The 19,089-nt window shown below is 44.8% G+C and carries 14 protein-coding genes; 8 read left to right on the forward strand and 6 right to left on the reverse strand.

Annotation, left to right across the window (positions count from 1 at the left end; genetic code table 11):
* The first annotated feature begins 1 nt into the window (after nt 1).
* From FTU82_RS00175 to fdx, 6 genes are all read left to right on the forward strand, one after another.
* Nucleotides 2–1,219 (forward strand): IscS subfamily cysteine desulfurase, encoded by a 1,218-nt coding sequence (locus FTU82_RS00175; protein WP_005171123.1) that lies wholly within the window; start codon nt 2–4, stop codon nt 1,217–1,219.
* 107 nt (nt 1,220–1,326) lie between these two features.
* On the forward strand, nt 1,327–1,713 hold the full coding sequence (gene iscU / locus FTU82_RS00180) for a Fe-S cluster assembly scaffold IscU (protein ID WP_005171124.1): 387 nt from the start codon (nt 1,327–1,329) through the stop codon (nt 1,711–1,713).
* 34 nt (nt 1,714–1,747) lie between these two features.
* Entirely contained in the window at nt 1,748–2,068 is a 321-nt protein-coding gene (gene iscA / locus FTU82_RS00185) for an iron-sulfur cluster assembly protein IscA (RefSeq protein WP_180039775.1), read from the forward strand.
* 103 nt (nt 2,069–2,171) lie between these two features.
* Entirely contained in the window at nt 2,172–2,687 is a 516-nt protein-coding gene (hscB, locus tag FTU82_RS00190; protein WP_005096765.1) for a Fe-S protein assembly co-chaperone HscB, read from the forward strand.
* Between the two features lie 34 nt (nt 2,688–2,721).
* The gene (gene hscA, locus FTU82_RS00195; protein ID WP_180100872.1) at nt 2,722–4,581 is read left to right on the forward strand and encodes a Fe-S protein assembly chaperone HscA; all 1,860 of its coding nucleotides are present in this window, start codon (nt 2,722–2,724) and stop codon (nt 4,579–4,581) included.
* Between the two features lie 15 nt (nt 4,582–4,596).
* The gene (fdx, locus tag FTU82_RS00200) at nt 4,597–4,935 is read left to right on the forward strand and encodes an ISC system 2Fe-2S type ferredoxin (protein ID WP_005171126.1); all 339 of its coding nucleotides are present in this window, start codon (nt 4,597–4,599) and stop codon (nt 4,933–4,935) included.
* A 66-nt stretch (nt 4,936–5,001) separates the two neighbouring features.
* Here the strand turns inward: fdx and FTU82_RS00205 are convergent, their stop codons facing one another.
* The 5 genes from FTU82_RS00205 to aspA form a co-directional block, all read right to left on the reverse strand.
* Nucleotides 5,002–6,492, reverse strand: coding sequence for an adenylate/guanylate cyclase domain-containing protein (locus tag FTU82_RS00205; RefSeq protein ID WP_005171127.1), 1,491 nt, complete (start codon nt 6,490–6,492; stop codon nt 5,002–5,004).
* Nucleotides 6,493–6,548: 56 nt separating this feature from the next.
* Nucleotides 6,549–6,983 carry an HIT domain-containing protein gene (locus tag FTU82_RS00210; protein ID WP_004646760.1) on the reverse strand — a complete coding sequence of 145 codons (435 nt, stop codon included), beginning with the start codon at nt 6,981–6,983 and terminating at the stop codon, nt 6,549–6,551.
* A 228-nt stretch (nt 6,984–7,211) separates the two neighbouring features.
* Nucleotides 7,212–10,670, reverse strand: coding sequence for a transcription-repair coupling factor (mfd, locus tag FTU82_RS00215; protein WP_180100873.1), 3,459 nt, complete (start codon nt 10,668–10,670; stop codon nt 7,212–7,214).
* A 123-nt stretch (nt 10,671–10,793) separates the two neighbouring features.
* Nucleotides 10,794–11,159, reverse strand: a complete 366-nt coding sequence (locus FTU82_RS00220) for a hypothetical protein (RefSeq protein ID WP_180100874.1) — start codon at nt 11,157–11,159, stop codon at nt 10,794–10,796.
* A 130-nt stretch (nt 11,160–11,289) separates the two neighbouring features.
* Nucleotides 11,290–12,732 (reverse strand): aspartate ammonia-lyase, encoded by a 1,443-nt coding sequence (gene aspA, locus FTU82_RS00225; RefSeq protein WP_005096757.1) that lies wholly within the window; start codon nt 12,730–12,732, stop codon nt 11,290–11,292.
* A gap of 419 nt (nt 12,733–13,151) precedes the next feature.
* Here aspA and putP point away from each other — a divergent pair, with 419 nt between their 5' ends.
* Nucleotides 13,152–14,660: a sodium/proline symporter PutP gene (putP, locus tag FTU82_RS00230; RefSeq protein WP_180100875.1), complete on the forward strand. Its 1,509-nt coding sequence runs from the start codon at nt 13,152–13,154 to the stop codon at nt 14,658–14,660.
* Between the two features lie 63 nt (nt 14,661–14,723).
* Here the strand turns inward: putP and FTU82_RS00235 are convergent, their stop codons facing one another.
* On the reverse strand, nt 14,724–15,218 hold the full coding sequence (locus FTU82_RS00235) for an Lrp/AsnC ligand binding domain-containing protein (protein WP_180100876.1): 495 nt from the start codon (nt 15,216–15,218) through the stop codon (nt 14,724–14,726).
* Between the two features lie 157 nt (nt 15,219–15,375).
* On the opposite strand from FTU82_RS00235, the gene putA reads away from it, so the two are divergent.
* Complete coding sequence (gene putA, locus FTU82_RS00240; protein ID WP_180100877.1) at nt 15,376–19,089, forward strand: trifunctional transcriptional regulator/proline dehydrogenase/L-glutamate gamma-semialdehyde dehydrogenase; 3,714 nt, start codon at nt 15,376–15,378, stop codon at nt 19,087–19,089.

Genomic DNA, 19,089 nt, shown 5'->3' on the forward strand with positions numbered 1-19,089 from the left:
CATGAAACGTCCGATTTATCTTGATTATGCAGCTACGACTCCGGTAGATCCTCAGGTTGCTGAACGTATGATGGAGTGTTTAACATTCGAAGGTACCTTCGGTAATGCTGCATCTCGTTCACATGCTTATGGCTGGCAAGCAGAAGAAAAAGTTGAATATGCACGTGAACAGGTCGCTAATTTAATTAAAGCTGATCCACGTGAAATCGTATGGACTTCAGGTGCAACCGAATCAGACAACCTTGCGCTTAAAGGTGTGGCTCATTTCTATGCATCGAAAGGTAAACATATCATTACCTCTAAAATCGAACACAAGGCAATTTTAGATACGTGCCGTGAGTTAGAGTCTGAAGGTTTTGAGATTACCTATATTGAACCACAACCTCAAACCGGTTTAATTACTCCGGAAATGGTTCAAGCAGAAATTCGTCCAGATACGATTCTGGTTTCACTGATGATGGTGAACAACGAAATCGGTACGGTTACTGATGTTGCAGCGATTGGTGAAATCACTCGTGCCAACAAAATTTTCTTCCATGTCGATGCAGCACAAGCGGCAGGTAAAGTTGAAATTGATCTTTCAACTTTAAAAGTAGACCTGATGAGCTTCTCTGCGCACAAGATCTACGGCCCCAAAGGTATTGGTGCCCTGTTTGTACGTCGTAGCCCACGTGTACGCCTTAAAGCTGAAATGCATGGTGGCGGTCATGAACGTGGTATGCGTTCAGGTACGCTGGCAACGCATCAAATCGTGGGGATGGGTGAAGCATTCGAACTTGCAGGCAAGAATCTGGAAGCTGAACAAACCCGCTTACGTGTACTTCGCGACAAGCTTTGGAATGGCGTACAAGACCTTGAACAGGTGTTCTTGAATGGTCATCCTACACAAAACGTAGCGAACTACTTGAATATCAGCTTCAACTTTGTTGAAGGTGAATCACTGATGATGGCCTTGAAAGATGCTGCGGTATCTTCAGGTTCAGCATGTACCTCTGCAACACTGGAACCTTCTTATGTACTTCGTGCATTGGGTCTTTCAGACGAGCTTGCACACAGTTCGATCCGCTTCAGCTTTGGTAAATACACCACTGAAGAAGATATCGACCATGTATTGAGTATCACTAAAGCTGCTGTTGAGAAGTTACGTGAACTTTCTCCGCTTTGGGATATGTTTAAAGAAGGTATCGACCTTTCTAAAGTTGAATGGGCTGAGCACTAATCTTCATTCTGAGATAGTGACCAATCGGTTGCTATCTCATTGAGAAAAGTTTTTTAACCCCCATATTTAATAATACTAAGGCTGACCCCGAGGTTTGGAGAAGCAACATGGCTTATAGCGAAAAAGTAATTGATCATTACGAAAACCCTCGTAATGTTGGCGTTTTAGATAAAAATGCTGAAAACGTTGGTACGGGTATGGTTGGTGCACCCGCATGTGGTGACGTGATGCGTTTACAGATTCAAGTCAACGATGCAGGCGTAATTGAAGAAGCACGTTTTAAAACTTATGGTTGTGGTTCAGCAATCGCATCAAGTTCTTTGGTGACTGAATGGCTCAAAGGTAAAACTTTGGATCAAGCTCAAGCAATCAAGAATATCGATATTGCAACTGAACTGGCACTTCCACCAGTAAAAGTACACTGCTCTGTTCTTGCAGAAGATGCAATCAAAGCAGCTGTAGAAGACTACCGTAACAAGAAAGTTAAAGCTTAATTGTTCCACGTTTTTAAATTTTAACGGAGTTTTCATGATCCATTTAACTAAAAATGCTGCAACTCATATCAGCAATTATTTAAAAAATCGCGGTAAGGGTGAAGGCATTCGCGTTGGTGTGAAAACTTCAGGCTGTTCTGGTCTGGCTTATGTACTCGAGTTCGTTGACGAAGTCGATACACATGACCAAGCATTTGAGCAGTTTGGGGTTAAAGTATTCATTGATCCGAAAAGTCTGGTTTATCTTGAAGGTATGGAGATGGACTATGTTAAAAACGGCTTGAACGAAGGCTTTGAATTTAACAACCCCAACAAAAAAGGCGAATGCGGTTGTGGTGAATCCTTCACTGTATAAACCCGGCAGTTATTCTCTTTTGACATTAAAACAGTGTGTTTCACACTGTTTTAATTGCATTTATACAGTTATTTTTGCACATTAATCGCGGACCCCATCTCCCATGAATCATTTTGAGCTGTTCAATCTTCCAGTAGCACTCGATATTGATTTGGCAACTTTAAAAACTGAATTTTTAAAGTTACAGCAACAATATCATCCCGATAAAGCTGAAGACAAAGATCAGGCCCTGATTAAATCAAGCGATATCAATCAGGCTTTTAAAGTTTTGTCAGCGGTCGATAGCCGTGCAGCGTATTTATTGTCCCTCAAGAAACAGGATTATCACTTAGATCAATCGATCAGTGATTTTGAATTCTTGCAGGACGCTCTGGAAATTCGTGAACAACTCGACGATGCCACCTCTGCTGAAGATTTAACTTCACTGAAAGTTGAAGTACAGCAATGGATTGACGGTCTGGTTCGTGAGTTTAAAATTGACTATACCGATGAAGACTGGGCTGAAGCACGCGATACAGTGCGTAAACTACGCTTCTTTGTTAAAGTCATGGCAGATATCGACAAGGCGGAAGACCGCTTCCTGGACGATGACAGCTTTGACCTTGATGATGATTTCTAATTTTTAATATTTAACGTGCAAAGGATGTAACACTATGGCTCTCTTGCAAATTGCAGAACCAGGTCAATCAAGTGCACCACATGAACACCGCATTGCGATTGGTATCGATTTAGGCACCACCCACTCTTTGGTTGCCACGGTTCTTTCAGGTAAAGCCAAAGTGCTGAATGACGAACAAGGTCGTGTGCTACTTCCTTCTATCGTGCATTATGCAGAACAGCAGACTCAATATGGTAATGAAGCCGCGCCTTTTATTACCAGCGATCCTAAAAATACCATCGTTTCAGTCAAGCGTTTCATGGGGCGCTCTCAAGCGGATATCAAATTCCAGCATCCTTATGCCTTGGTCGGCGAAGCGAATGAAATGCCGGCTTTTGAAACCGCACAAGGTCGTAAAACTCCGGTTGAAATTTCTGCAGAAATTTTAAAGCAGCTCAAAGATCGTGCTGAAGCAAGTCTGAAAAATCCGGTGAATGGTGCAGTGATTACCGTTCCAGCGTATTTTGATGAAGCACAGCGTCAGGCAACCCGAGATGCTGCCCAGCTTGCCGGTTTGAATGTTTTACGTTTATTGAATGAGCCAACCGCTGCTGCTGTGGCTTATGGCCTCGATCAGGAAAGCAACTTGAGTACAGATCGCAACTATGTGATTTATGACTTGGGTGGCGGTACTTTCGACGTTTCGATTTTGCGTTTTTCGCAAGGCGTGTTTGAAGTGCTTGCGACTGGTGGCCACACTGCCCTCGGTGGTGATGACCTGGACCGTTTAATTTTGAAATGGGCCAAGAAACAGCTAAACATCGAAACTTTAGATGATGCTGAATATGCACATTTTATTGTGGCAGCACGTAAGGCCAAAGAAGCTTTGTCTGATGCAGATTCAGTTCAACTCAAATTACTCGATCAAGTTTTAAACCTTGACCGTCCAACCTTTGAAGAAATCATTAAAGTTGCTTTGGACAAAACCATCAGCGTATGTAAACGTGTGATGCGTGATGCCAAGCTTGAACTGGATGACATTCAAAATGTGGTTCTGGTGGGTGGCTCAACCCGTTCTTATGCCGTACAAAAAGCAGTTGGTGACGTATTTAGCCAAGAACCGCTGTGCACGATTAACCCGGATGAAGTGGTTGCCATTGGCGCATCGATTACAGCAAACCAACTGATAGGCAACTCGACTGATGGTTCCTTATTACTGGATGTTACCCCACTGTCTTTAGGTTTAGAAACCATGGGCGGACTGGTGGAACGTCTGATTTCACGTAATACTGCCATTCCTGTAGCACGTCGTCAGGAATTTACTACCTATCAAGATGGCCAGACTGCCATGTTGATCCATGTGGTTCAAGGTGAACGTGATCTGGTTGAACATTGTCGTAGTCTGGGTCATTTTGTCTTGCATGGCATTCCACCAATGACAGCCGGTCAGGCACGTATCGAAGTAACTTTCCAGGTCGATGCTGATGGTTTGTTGACGGTATCTGCCAAAGAAACAACATCTGGCGTGCATGCGCAAATTGATATTAAGCCATCTTATGGCTTATCCGGTGAAGATACTGAGCGCCTATTACTTGACGGTTATAAATTTGCCGAGGAAGATAAAAATCTGCGTCATTTGAATGAAACCAAAGTTGAAGCCCAGCGTGAGCTAGAAGCACTGGTTCAGGCACTAAAAGTAGATGCCGCTCTGTTGACTGAAGAGCAACTGGCAGCACTGCAAACTGCACAGGCACAACTTGAAACCGAGCTTCAAGGTTCAGATATCAAAGCGATTGAATCTGCAGTTGAACTGCTTAAAATACATAGTGATGCTTTTGCAGCAGCACGTATGAATCAACATATTGATGCTGCTCTTAAGGGCACTAAACTCGACGACTGGTCAAACTCAAACTAATTTAAGGTAACGACTATGCCACGTATTAAAGTTCTTCCACATGCGCAGATTTGCCCCGAAGGTGCTGAGTTTGAAGTCGAACACAATGCCAACCTGTGCGAAAGCCTGCTCAAAAATGGCATTAAAATCGAACATGCCTGCGATATGTCAGCTGCATGTACAACGTGCCACGTTGTGGTACGTCAAGGCTTCGATAGCCTTGAAGAAATGGATGATGTAGAAGCAGATTTACTGGATCGCGCTTGGGGTCTGGAACCTGATTCGCGTCTTTCTTGTCAGGTCACACTGGTCGATGAAGATCTGGAAATTGAAATTCCAAAATACACCATCAATCACGCTTCGGAAAATCATTAAGATTTTTCTGGAAAGACCATATAAAAAACCACGCTTAGACGTGGTTTTTTATATTTATGAGAATGATTAAATTACTTTGGAGTCTTTGAGTGATTCAAATTCGTCTTGTGGCTGGAGATGCTCAATCACTTCATCCTCAAGTTTAAGCTTGACGATGCCCTGGGAGTTGGTCAACTTCTGCTGAGTTTCAATACGTTTAATCATTTTTTCCAGCACATGAATCAATTCTGGATATTCAAAGTTTTGTACTTCGTCCAGATTGAGCAGTAAATGAAAGCCTTTATATTCATAGTCGAACCAACGTTGATACTCAACTTTCTGCGATGCATATTTTTCCATTAGCTGCCAAGTTCTTACCGGTGCTTTAATGCCTTTCAAGAAAATTGGTTTCTTCGGCGCACATAAATAATCATTTTTGATCAGATTATGAGTATCTTCTGAAATCAGGATTTCATCCACTTCAGCTGCGCTCTGTAAGCGCGCTGCCAGATTGGCATCCCGTCCTACAATGGTATAGGCCATCCGATGCGTCGCACCATAATTCCCGACGTGGCAATAACCGGTCGAAATACCCATACGGATATGCAGTGGCGGATAACCCATTTTAATCCAACGCTCACGCAGCAGTTTCATTTGCTGACGCATGGCAATCGCCATTTCCATACAGTTCTTGGCATCCTGCTCTACGCCTTCAGAGTTTGGATCACCAAAGAAAATCAGGATGGCATCACCCATAAATTTATCGACAGTCGCTTCATAATTTTTGGCGATTTCGGTCATATGCCGCAAATAATCATTGAGCAAGAATGCTAAATCATCTGGAATAAGCGTTTCAGACAGTTCTGTAAAGCCTTGAATATCCGAGAAGAAAATTGTTAACTTTTTACGTTTATATTCAATTTTCGCTTCAGATTCACCTTTCATGATGGATTGCCACAACTGCACAGGCGCATAACGACTCAGCTGATTGGCAAATTCCATATAACGGTTCATCTGTTCAAAATAATGATTTTTCTTCTGGGTCATATACTGCACACGACCACTCTGATAAAAACTTCCGACACCAAAATAGGTAATCAGGCAGATGAAGCCTAAAACCGTTAGTTCACTGCTTGTCGGTTCAAAATAAGTCCCAAAACCAAAGACCAGAATATTGGCCAGATAAAAAACGGTGATCCCGACCAGACTGGCCAGAGAAGCCATCATCAATGAAATTTTATTACTGATCGCGGTATAGAGTATTGCCACCAAACCCAGCAAGGACAATACCAAATCCAGCTGTACTGCGGCTAAAACCACTACAATGACAATAACATCAATCAGAAAAAGAACATTGCGCCGAATACGATAATCATGGCGATAGATCAACCAGCGCGACAGTTTCGAGCTAATCAATAAAATCAGGAATAAAAACACAGGAACAAAGAGCTGATACTGAGTATCCGGTTCAGTGTAATGAAAGACGACCAAAACCAGAGACAGCATGATATAGCCCATCAAGCGATGAAAATATTCAAACTGTTGTGGTTCTTTTTGAATCCAGTCGTCTAATTGCATTCAGTCACTCCCTGAAATCCGCAATCGTTCATAGATCTCGGAATACTTGGGGCTAATCAGTCCATACGCCAGTCAAATGGCATATCGCCTTGACCACGTAGCGCCAGCATGAGTGTTTGACGCATATGTGCTAATACTTCACTGCTATAAGGAACAGCTGGTGTACCCCAAACAGGCTTCGGCCATGCTACATCGTTCTGATAACGAACCACATGATGAAAATGCAATTGCGGAACCATATTGCCCAATGCCGCGACATTCATTTTATCCGCACGGAAAACACGTGCCAGCTGGCTTGATAACCAGCTTGATTCACGTAAAAACTGCTCTTGGTCAGCTTGGCTCAATTCATATAATTCAGAGACACCCGGCACACGTGGAATCAGGATCAGCCAGGGAAATTGCATATCATTCATCAAACGACATGTTGACAAAGGAAAGTCGCCTACAAAAAAAGTATCTTGAGCAAGTTGTGGATGCAAACTAAACATATCTTTATAAATGATGCAAAATTAGAATGATGGCTAATACTAACATATCCAACCGAAGCTGAATATTGAAAGCAATGGGTTTAAAGACAAATTCTCATGATTTGTTGCAAGGCGCATCACGAGAATTTGTTCGAACATTTCATTAAAAAAGCTGGTTTATCGTTCCTGAAAATTTCAATGAAAATGAAATGTATCATGAACTTTCAAACTGATTTAGTCTAAATCAAATTAGCCCACTTCTTTCAATAGACTGTCCAGCAAATCCTGAATAAACTGAATCCGCTTTTGGTAATCTTCCAGCATGACCATGACCTTAAGACGTTGCCCACCATTCATCCGGAAATAGGTTGGATGTTTCTGCATCATCTGGATAATGGTCATGGCCTGAACCGGGGTATCTGGCGCGAATTCCACATGCCCACCTTGAGCACTAATATCAATTTTGGTGATGCCAAGCTGCTCGGCTTTGAGACGAATCTGATGTACGGCAAAGAGCTGTTTGACCGGTTGTGGCGGTATGCCAAAACGGTCGATCAATTCCATCCGGATATTGTCCAGCTTCTCCTGAGTATCAGTATTACTGATACGCTTATAGAACAACAGACGCTGATGCACATCTCCGAGATAATCATCCGGAATGAGCGCTGGCATATGCAGGGTAATTTCTGCAGTCAGTGACAAGGGTGCATCGAAGTTTGGGGTTTTACCTTTTTGAATGGCTTTGGTGGCTTTTTCCAGCATTTCCATATACAGGCTATAACCAATCGCCTGCATTGAACCGCTCTGCTGTTCACCGAGTAATTCACCTGCCCCGCGAATTTCCAGATCTTCGGTGGCCAGCATAAATCCGGCCCCCAAGGTCGAAGCACGCTGGATCGCATCCAGACGTTTTTCGGCATCGCCTTTTAAGGCTTTTAAAGACGGCACCATTAAATAGGCATAGGCCTGATGATGCGAGCGCCCGACTCGGCCACGGAGCTGATGTAATTGTGCCAGGCCCAGTTTGTCTGCACGTTCAATCAAAATGGTATTGGCATTCGGGACATCAATCCCGGTTTCAATAATGGTCGAACACACCAGAACATTGTATTCTTTATGATAGAACTGCTGCATCACCTGCTCCAGTTCACGTTCACGCATCTGGCCATGTGCCACAATCACCCGGGCTTCCGGCACCAATGTACGAATATGCGCTGCGGCACGGTCAATCGTATCGACTTCATTGTGCAGGAAATAGACCTGACCACCACGCAACAGTTCACGCAGAATCGCTTCTTTAATGGTGTCATCGGTATGTTCTTGCACAAAGGTTTTCACCGCAAGACGGCGTGCCGGCGGTGTGGCAATAATCGATAGATCACGCATGCCACTAAAGGCCATATTTAGTGTACGCGGAATTGGAGTGGCTGTCAGGGTCAACATATCGACATCGGCACGCATCGCCTTGATCCGCTCCTTGTCACGTACTCCGAAGCGATGTTCTTCATCGACAATCATCAGGCCAAGATTTTTAAACTGGACATTTTCCTGCAAAATTTTATGCGTACCAATCACGATATCCACTTTCCCTTCAATCAGGTCGTCAATGGTCTTGGTATGTGCTTTGGAAGAACCGAAACGTGACAGCACTTCAATCCGAACTGGCCAATCGGCAAAGCGGTCTTTGAATGAATCATAATGCTGTTGTGCCAGCAAGGTGGTTGGCACCAGAATCGCCACCTGCCGGTTATTCTGTACCGCAACAAATGCAGCACGCATCGCCACTTCCGTTTTACCAAAGCCGACATCACCACAGACCAGTCGATCCATCGGTTTGGCTTGTTGCATGTCATGCAGCGTGGCTTCAATCGCATTGGCCTGATCCAGTGTTTCTTCATAGGCAAAGCCACTGGCAAACTGCATATACAGACTTTGATCAATTTCAAAACTGATGCCGGGTTTAGAGACACGGCGTGCCTGAATATGCAGCAACTCGGCCGCAACATCATGAATCTGTTCCAGCGCTTTATGTTTGGCTTTATTCCATGCATCTGTCCCGAGCTTATGCAAAGGTGCCAGATCCGGATCACCACCGCTATATCGGCTGATTAAATGCAGATTGGTCACCGGCACATAGACTTTGGCCGCATCGGCATAATCCAGCTGCAAGAATTCATGATCCTGATCATCAATACTTAAGGTGACCAGACCGGCATAACGCCCCACTCCATAATCGATATGCACCACAGGCGCGCCCATGGTCAGTTCAGTCAGACTGCGAATCAGAAATTCTTCTGAAACTTCCTGCTGACGTTTACGGCGGCGTTGTACCACGCGATGTTCATAGAGCTGGTTTTCAGAAATGATGCTGACACGATCGGTCAGCACCAGACCACGCTCTAATGGCGCATTGGTAATCGCAATCGCATACAGGGAGGTGATAAAACTCTCAAAGTTATCAACCGTCGGAATATCACCCAGACTTGGTCGTAACGCATCTTTTAAGCTTTCACGGCGTCCGGCACTCTCTGCCACCAGCAGAACCGGATGATTGGCCTGATCGATATATTTTTTGACTTCAATAAATGGTTTTTCACGTTTTGGATCGACAGGCAGACGTGGTGGCAACTGGGTATCGAGGTTCAATACGCCGGCTTTTTGGTCAAAAGGCGTTTGGGCGGCAATAATACGCGCAAATTGATTCAGCTGCTCCAGAACCTGATTGGTCTGAAAGAACAGGCTGTCTGGGGGGAGGATCGGCTGATCGACATTGTGACGGCGATCTTCATAACGGCGCACCACATCCTGCCAGAATTGGGTCAAACTCTCGTCTAAAGCCCGATCTGTAATGACAATGCCATTCTTAGGTAAGTACGAAATCAGCGAACTTTGACCTTGCATGGCCTCAGCACTGAAAAACAGCGGTAAATAAAACTCGATTCCCGGTGAAACAATGCCCTCCATCACATCCTGATAGATCGGATTTTTCTTTGGATTGGCAGTCGGGAAAAATTCGGCATAGCGGTCACGGAACGTCGCACGGCCTTCCTTGAGCGGAAATTCCTGTGCCGGCAATACGGTAAACTGCTGCAAACTTTGCGTGGTGCGCTGAGTTTCGGAATCGAAAAATTTCAGGCTTTCAATTTCATCATCAAACAGGTCAATCCGAATCGGTGCTTCCTGCCCCGAGGCATAAATATCCATGATACTGCCGCGTACCGCAAATTCACCCGGATCATAAACCGTATCGACCAGATAATAACCGGCCTGAATCAGCTTTTTCTTTTGTTGTTCCAAATCGAATTTCTGTCCGACGTGAATATCAAAATGTTCACCCAAAATCCATGAAGTCGGTGCGACACGCTGGGCCAAGGTTGAGGCAGAAAGTAACAGCACGCCAGTTTTTGGCATATTGGATAAAATCGCCAGACGTTCCGAGACAATATCCTGGTGCGGAGACAGGCGGTCATAAGGCAAAATTTCCCAATCTGGAAAAATCGTGGGTTTAATCCCATAAAATTCCAGTTCACTTTCCAGTTGACCCAAATGCTGGTTATTGCGTGCAATCACAATAAATAAACGCGATTGCTGCTGCACGATTTCTTTGAGCAACAATGCCGTCGAGGAACCTTGCAGATTGCCTAACCAGCGTTTCTCGCCTGCTTTGAGTTGTGGTAAATTGAGTTGGGAAATTTCTTGTTGGAACATGGATATAGCTTTAAAGTCTAAATAACCTGAGGCTTATACTAGCACGATGATCTCAGGATATTTTGTTATTTTTATGCAGTCTTGCCACATCCATACGCTTCGATTTCAAGCCACTTTTAACACTTATTTTTTCTCTCGCAGAAAGTTACGATAATAATCATTTAACTTCTTGAGGATCATTTTAAATTGCAGCAGGTTCTCTTCGGTATTTCCCAAAGTCACATTAAAACGCTGATGGGCAATTTCCAGATCAATCTTTTCATTGATCAGCATCGCGGTGTCGTATAAAGCTTTTAAATCATCAAACTGTTTTAGACGGCGATTGGACAAATATTCTAAGCGTGCGGCCAGTTCCTGATTTAAGTCAATGCCATCCACGATATAACCTGTGCCTTCGACATGCTGGATATTCTGCTCGTCTAAATATAACTGTACAGCAGTCAGTTTATTAGTTTTAAATAATGCACTGATTTTATCAAACATCGCCATTTACCCAGCCAAATAAAGTTCAGACCCTAGTCTAGATGAAAATGCCTCAAATCCACATATCGAACTTGAGGCAAATTGTCAAAATCACAACAATCAGTTGAGTTGAGCTGTTTCAAGACAATTTATGCTATCAAGAAACCTGTTCGAGCTGACTCTCTGCTACAGGTATTTCAGACACCAGATTTTCAAATGCAAAGATTTCTTCTAATTGTGTTTCGCTTAATAAACCGAGTTCCAATACCACTTGCGGCACGGTTTTATTTTCACGCATACATTGTTTACCAATTTCATCACATTTGGCATGCCCCAGAATCGGCTCAAGTAAGGTCACAATCCCGACACTGCGCATGACCGAACTTAAACAGATTTCTTCATTGGCCTGAATGCCAGCAATACATTTCTGATTCAGGGTTTGCATGCCTTGAGTCAACAATTGAATCGACTCATTCATGGTCAGGGCAATCACAGGTTCCATCACATTCAGTTGTAACTGCCCAGCTTCCGCTGCCATAGTAATGGTCAAATCATTACCGATGACCCGGAAGGCAATCTGATTGACCACTTCCGGAATCACAGGATTGATTTTTGCCGGCATAATTGATGAGCCTGCTTGCAATTCCGGTAAGCGAATTTCAGCCAGACCTGTACGTGGTCCCGAGCTAAGCAAGCGCAAGTCATTACAGATTTTGGACAGTTTCACTGCCAGGCGTTTTAAACTGCTCGACAAGATAATAAAGACACCACAATCACTGGTGGCCTCCACATAATCTTCTGCACCTTTTAAAGGCAGCCCCGTCAGGTGCGCCAAAGTTTCGACGACTCGCGTCGCATAACCTGGCGGTGTGTTTACCCCAGTCCCGATCGCCGTTGCACCTAAATTCACTTCCAGCAATAACTGGCGCATCTGCTCAATCAGTTTTAAATCTTCCTTTAATAAAGTCGCAAAAGCCCGGAATTCCTGCTCCATGGTCATCGGGACTGCATCTTGCAACTGGGTACGCCCCATCTTGATCACATACTGAAATTCGGCTGCCTTCGTATATAAACAGTCAATCAGTGCTTTCAGCACTGCCAATAATTCATTCAGGCTGCTATAAGTTGCCAAACGTAAAGCGGTTGGATAGACATCATTGGTCGATTGCGAAGTATTCACATGATCATTCGGATGCAGGATGTGATACTCACCTTTATGATGCCCCAAGATCTCTAAGGCGATATTGGCAATGACTTCATTGGCATTCATATTAATTGACGTACCAGCACCGCCCTGATAAGGATCAAGTGGAAAGGCCGCTTGCCAGTTTTCAGGATGCTGAATCAATTCATTACAGGCTTTTTGAATAGCAGTACTCGTCTGCTCGGATATTTTTTGAAAATGCAGGTTGGTCTGTGCCGAAGCTTTTTTGACCTGAGCCAATGCACGAATAAAATGTGATTGTTGCCCTATCGCCAATCCTGAAATCTGGAAATTTTCGATGGCACGTAAAGTGTGAATCCCATAATAGCTGTGTAATGGGATCTGTTTTTCCCCCAATAAGTCACGTTCAATGCGGGTCGGTTCGATTTGCAGCATATTGTCCACTAAAAAATACCTTGGCGATGCACCGTATTTGGTGTGGTCTCAATATGAGCAAACAAATACAGAGCGAATAGGAGGACTTTAACCTAAATTTGCTACGATTTATTACCAATACAGTAAAGCTGTGAGTTTTGTAAGATCATGTAAATAAAAAGCTAAAATTTAAATCTTTTAATCGCTTATCCTGAATTAGCTTGTTTTACCTCAATCCAATACTTTATCTCTCGCTGTTAAGTGGCTTAACTTTCCTTAAGTTCCATCCAGTTAAATTGGTATTTACAATAAACATACATAAAAGCTGTGTAAATGTTACAGAGTGTAATTTTTAAACCGTGCTTGAATCACTGCCTTGTGATCTCCGTACAAAAAATCATCTGGAACGATGGTTTCCATATTTACAGGATGCCCTGCCTATGACTTATTTAAATCCGACCCTGATTACCTTCATGTTTTATATTATCGCCATGATTGCAATCGGTTTATATGCTTACCGTGCAACCTCCAATTTTGATGAATATATTTTAGGTGGACGTAGTCTGGGCAGTGTCGTTACAGCTCTTTCCGCAGGTGCATCAGATATGAGTGGCTGGCTGCTGATGGGTCTTCCGGGCGCAATTTACCTGTCTGGCCTGTCAGAAGCCTGGATTGCCATCGGCCTGATTATCGGAGCGTGGCTAAACTGGTTACTGGTGGCAGGTCGTCTACGGGCGCATACCGAATACCAGAATAATGCCCTGACCCTGCCAGATTATTTCACCAGCCGTTTTTCCGACCGCAAACGCATTTTACGGGTCTTGTCTGCCTTGGTGATTCTGGTGTTCTTTGCAATTTATTGTGCCTCGGGCATGGTCGCAGGTGCACGCCTGTTTGAAAGCCTGTTCGGCTGGAATTACACCACGGCGCTTATCATCGGTGCGATGGCGACAATTTTATATGTGTGTATTGGTGGTTTTCTGGCAATCAGCTGGACGGATACTTTTCAGGCCGGTTTGATGATCTTCGCACTGTTGCTGACCCCGATCATTACCTTCCTGGCCTTGGGTGACAATAGCCAGCAAGTGAGTGTCATCCTTGAATCTGCCCGTCCACATGCGTCCAGTATGCTTGAAGGCTTAAGCGTGGTGGCGATTATTTCCAGTCTGGCCTGGGGTTTGGGTTATTTTGGTCAACCACATATTTTAGTGCGCTTCATGGCAGCAGATTCAGTGAAGACCATTCCTGCTGCACGCCGTATTGGCATGACCTGGATGATTCTGTGTCTGGGCGGCGCAGTGGCAGCTGGTTATATCGGGATTGCCTATTTCACCGTTAATCCAGCATTCGCCTCGGTGGTGAACCAGAACCCTGAAACCGTGTTTATGGAATTGACTAAAATCCTGTTTAATCCATGGATCGCTGGCATCGTACTTGCAGCTATTCTGGCCGCGATTATGAGCACCTTGAGCTGTCAGCTTCTGGTCTGTTCAACCACCCTGACTGAAGATTTATACAAGAGCTTCCTGCGCAAAAATGCCTCGCAAAAAGAACTGATCTGGGTCGGTCGTGCTATGGTTTTAGTAATTGCGTTAATTGCGATTGCCTTGGCGATTAATCCGAACAGCAAGGTTTTAGGTCTGGTGGCTTATGCCTGGGCAGGCTTTGGTGCAGCATTTGGCCCCTTGATTATCTTGTCTTTGTTCTGGAAGCGTATGACCCTCAACGGCGCGATTGTCGGCATGCTGGTCGGTGCGGTGACGGTAATCGTCTGGAAAAACTATATGGGTGATACCGGCCTGTACGAGATTATTCCCGGTTTTATTCTGGCTACCCTGAGTATCGTGATTGTCAGCTTAGTGGATAAGGCACCGAGTGATGATGTGGTACATCGTTTTGAAATGGCCAAAGCTGAATATCAAAAAGAAATGGCGGAAATGGAAAAATAATATTGATATTCAATACAAAAAAAGGGACTCTCGAGTCCCTTTTTGATTTTAATTTACTGCGAATTACTGGGCTTTTCCCGGCATTTTCAGATGGATCCGCTGACTTTCTTTAATCACTTCCATCACCGGATAACTGCGCGTTTCTTTAATTCCGGGCAATTGCCACAAGATCTGACCTGAGATTTTGCGGAATTCATCCATATTGGCACAGCGGATTTTTACCACGAAATCGAAGCCGCCACTGATCATGTGACATTCGATAATTTCAGGAATCTGCCGGACTGCATGGGAAAATTCATCTAAAACATTCGGTGTGGTTTTATCCAGTAAAATTTCAACAAAGACCACAAAACCATTATTCAACATGACTGGATTGAGGCGCGCTTCATAGCCCACAATAAAACCTTCACGGGTCAGCTTTTGTACACGCGCCAAGGCTGCTGTAGGCGACAGATTGACCAGTTCAGCCAGTTTGATATTGGACAGCTTAGCATCGGATTGCAATAAACCCAGTATACGAATATCTATACGGTCAAGGTTCAAATAAGGACTTGTCATTAGAATTATTCTCTAAAAAAAGCGAAAACTATAGTGAGATATTCGTCAAATATTCTGTGATTATAGATTAAAACTCATTCACCTCAAAGAACTGATTGACGCAGTACAGGAAGTCACTAAGCCGACCACACTAAGCCCCACCTATGGTTCAGATGCCATGAAGCAGCCAAATTATATCGCCGAATTCAAAGATAAAAATGAATACGAACAACGTATCAACACTGCATGGCGCCGTGCGGAAACTGAATGCGTCGAAGAACTCTTGCTGCATAGTGAAATTTCCTCCGAACTCAGCGACAAGATTCAAGCGCTTGCCTTTGATCTGGCGCATTCCTTGCGTGAACGTAAAAGTTCAGGCGGTAAAGCAGGCATCGTACAAGGATTGTTACAGGAATTTTCCCTATCTTCTCAGGAAGGCATTGCCCTGATGTGTCTGGCCGAAGCCTTGCTGCGGATTCCAGACAAAGCCACGCGTGACCTGCTGATCCGCGACAAGATCAATCAGGGCAACTGGAAAGAACATCTCGGTCAAAGCCAGCTGATGTTTGTCAATGCCGCAGCCTGGGGCTTGATGCTGACGGGTAAATTAATGGAAACCCCACAGCAAAAAAGCCTGTCCAGTTTATTAACCGGCCTGTTGGCGCGCAGTGGTCGCGGCATTATCCGTAAGGCTGTCGATGTTGCCATGCGCATGATGGGCGAACAGTTTGTGACGGGTGAAACCATTGATGAGGCACTGAAAAATGCAGAACGTCTGGAAGAAAAAGGCTTTCGTTATTCCTATGACATGCTTGGTGAAGCAGCACTGACCGATCCGGATGCGGAACGCTATTATCAGGATTATCAGCAAGCGATTCATGCCATCGGGCAAGCCTCGCAGGATAAAGACGTTTATGATGGCCCGGGCATTTCCATCAAACTCTCTGCCCTGCATCCGCGTTATCAGCGCGCACAGATGGATCGTGTACATGATGAACTGTATGGAAAAATGCTTAAACTCGCGGTCTTGGCGAAACAGTACAATATCGGTTTAAACATTGATGCCGAAGAAACTGACCGTCTGGAAATTTCCTTGCAACTGCTTGAACGCCTGTGTTTTGAGCCGCAATTACAAGACTGGAAAGGCATTGGCTTTGTGATTCAAGCCTATCAAAAACGCTGTTTCTATGTGGTAGATTATATTGTTGATCTGGCCAAACGTAGTCAGAAACGCCTGATGATTCGTCTGGTCAAAGGTGCCTATTGGGACAGCGAGATCAAGAAAGCACAGATTGAAGGCATGTCGGACTATCCGGTATTCACTCGTAAGGTGCATACCGATCTGTCTTATATCGCCTGTGCGCGTAAATTATTGGCTGAACCGGATTATATCTATCCGCAATTTGCCACCCATAATGCACAAACGGTGGCCACGATTTACCAACTGGCGCAACCTGAGCAGTATTATGCGGGTCAATATGAATTCCAGTGTCTGCATGGCATGGGCGAACCCTTGTATGAAAATGTGGTGGGCGACAAATCGGCGAATAAACTCGGTGTCCCTTGTCGCATTTATGCGCCAGTCGGCAATCATGAAACCTTATTGGCTTATCTGGTGCGTCGTTTGCTGGAAAATGGCGCAAATACGTCTTTTGTCAACCGGATTGCCGACAAAACCCTAAATATCGAAGATTTGATTGAGAATCCACAACAAACGATTTTAAAAGCTGCACAGCAGGAAGTCATGATCGGTGCCAAGCATCCGCATATTCCTTATCCGCAAGATCTGTATGGCACACGTATTAACTCATCGGGTCTGGATCTCGCCAATGATGCAGAGCTGAGCGCCTTAAATGAAGTCGCTGCCAGCCTGAAAAACACACAATTTCAGGCAGCAGCCATGGGAACGGCGTTTACAGTGACCGACACAAGTAACGCAGTGCAAATCATCAATCCGGCACAACATCAGGATGTAGTCGGTACAGTCTATGAAGCGACTCAGGAACAGGCTGAAATTGCCTTAACGCAAGCTGTCAATGCACAAGGTTTCTGGGCCAATTTGCCAAAAAATGAGCGAGCAGCCTGCTTAAATAAAGCCGCGGATCTGATGGAACAGCGTTTGCTGACACTGATGGTGATTCTGTCCCGTGAGGCTGGGAAAACCTATTCCAATGCCATTGCCGAGGTCCGGGAGGCGGTAGATTTCTTGCGCTACTATGCCGGTCAGATGTTGGATTTAGCTGAAAATACACAGATTCAACCTTTGGGTACCGTGCTGTGTATCAGTCCATGGAACTTCCCGTTGGCAATTTTTACCGGCCAGATTTCAGCAGCGCTGGTCGCGGGCAATACCGTTATTGCCAAACCGGCAGAACAGACCCCGCTGATTGCTGCACAAGCGGTGCAGATTTTATGGGAAGCTGGCATTCCGCAAGACGTCTTACAGCTCTTGCCGGGTCAAGGTGAAAGCATTGGTGCGCAGCTCAGTGCAGATTCACGCATTCAGGGTATCATGTTTACCGGCTCAACCGAGGTCGCCCATATTCTGCAAAAAACTGTAGCAGAACGTCTGAACCAGTTTGGCGAAAGTGTGACCCTGATTGCTGAAACCGGCGGTCAAAATGCCATAATTGTCGATTCATCTGCATTAACTGAGCAAGTGGTGCTTGATGTGGTTAATTCTGCCTATGACAGTGCCGGCCAGCGTTGTTCTGCTTTGCGTGTGCTCTGTGTGCAAGAAGATAACCTGGATGCTGTGCGCACGATGCTCAAAGGTGCCATGCAGCAGTTAAGAGTCGGCAATCCGATTTTATTAAAAACCGATATTGGTCCGGTGATTGATCTTGAGGCCCAGCAAAATATTCAGACGCATATTCAGCAGATGCGCAGCAAAGGTCACAAAGTCCATCAACTGATGTTTGACCAAGATGAGGCTGAATTAACCCAAGGCACCTTTATTCCGCCAACATTGATTGAACTTCCAAACCTGAACGATCTGGAGCGTGAAGTCTTTGGTCCGGTGCTGCATCTAATCAGCTATAAATATGGTGAACTGGAACAGTTATTGGAACAGATCAACAGCAAAGGCTATGGTCTGACCATGGGCTTACACACACGTATTGATGAAACCATACAAACCGTGATTGCGCGAGCAGAAGTCGGTAACTTGTATATCAACCGTAATATCGTCGGTGCAGTTGTGGGTGTTCAGCCTTTCGGTGGTGAAGGCTTGTCCGGTACTGGCCCTAAAGCTGGTGGGCCGCTTTACATCTACCGTTTAATGCAGCAGCTTTCCGAGAAGAAACTGGCGCAGCCTTATGCCATGCGATCTGATCAAGCCCCTATTGAACACAAACCAGTCCAGGAATTTAAGGCTTGGGCCTCTAAAACTTTCCCCACAATCTCCTTAAAAGCACCCAGCCAGATTGCGACCAGACAAAGCTTTAGTTTGCAAGGTCCAACCGGCGAAGAAAACCAGTACATGATCTTGCCACGTGAAAGTGTTCTATCTTTGGCGCACACCGAGCAAGACCAGATTCAGCAAATTTTGGCCATTTTATCGGTCGGCAGTCGCCCTGCAGTATTGGCTGAAAATACTTTTGTGCTGAAATATCTACAAACAATGCCAAAAGCAGTTGCTGCCCGATTCAAAGTGATTCAAGACATTGAAAGTGGGGAATTTGATGCTGTATTACATCATGGTGATGCTGCGGAATTGATTGATTTACAGAAGCGTATTGCGGCTCGAAAAGGCCCCATTGTAGGAATCACGCATTTAAACTCAGGCAATCATGACATTCCGGTGGAGCGATTGGTGCTTGAACGGGCCATTAGCATCAATACGGCAGCAGCCGGTGGCAATGCCAGTTTGATGACGATGAGTCATCTCTAA

This window comes from Acinetobacter sp. YH12151 (genome assembly GCF_013418355.1).
GTDB lineage: Bacteria > Pseudomonadota > Gammaproteobacteria > Pseudomonadales > Moraxellaceae > Acinetobacter > Acinetobacter pseudolwoffii.

Bases quoted from the DNA above. Each gene is read 5' to 3' on its own strand.
- FTU82_RS00210 (WP_004646760.1), bottom strand. From the start codon at position 6,983: ATGTTTAGTTTGCATCCACAACTTGCTCAAGATACTTTTTTTGTAGGC.
- FTU82_RS00220 (WP_180100874.1), bottom strand. From the start codon at position 11,159: ATGGCGATGTTTGATAAAATCAGTGCATTATTTAAAACTAATAAACTG.
- iscA (WP_180039775.1), top strand. From the start codon at position 1,748: ATGATCCATTTAACTAAAAATGCTGCAACTCATATCAGCAATTATTTA.
- FTU82_RS00175 (WP_005171123.1), top strand. From the start codon at position 2: ATGAAACGTCCGATTTATCTTGATTATGCAGCTACGACTCCGGTAGAT.
- hscA (WP_180100872.1), top strand. From the start codon at position 2,722: ATGGCTCTCTTGCAAATTGCAGAACCAGGTCAATCAAGTGCACCACAT.
- hscB (WP_005096765.1), top strand. From the start codon at position 2,172: ATGAATCATTTTGAGCTGTTCAATCTTCCAGTAGCACTCGATATTGAT.
- iscU (WP_005171124.1), top strand. From the start codon at position 1,327: ATGGCTTATAGCGAAAAAGTAATTGATCATTACGAAAACCCTCGTAAT.
- aspA (WP_005096757.1), bottom strand. From the start codon at position 12,732: ATGCTGCAAATCGAACCGACCCGCATTGAACGTGACTTATTGGGGGAA.
- mfd (WP_180100873.1), bottom strand. From the start codon at position 10,670: ATGTTCCAACAAGAAATTTCCCAACTCAATTTACCACAACTCAAAGCA.
- FTU82_RS00235 (WP_180100876.1), bottom strand. From the start codon at position 15,218: ATGACAAGTCCTTATTTGAACCTTGACCGTATAGATATTCGTATACTG.
- putP (WP_180100875.1), top strand. From the start codon at position 13,152: ATGACTTATTTAAATCCGACCCTGATTACCTTCATGTTTTATATTATC.
- putA (WP_180100877.1), top strand. From the start codon at position 15,376: ATGAAGCAGCCAAATTATATCGCCGAATTCAAAGATAAAAATGAATAC.
- FTU82_RS00205 (WP_005171127.1), bottom strand. From the start codon at position 6,492: ATGCAATTAGACGACTGGATTCAAAAAGAACCACAACAGTTTGAATAT.
- fdx (WP_005171126.1), top strand. From the start codon at position 4,597: ATGCCACGTATTAAAGTTCTTCCACATGCGCAGATTTGCCCCGAAGGT.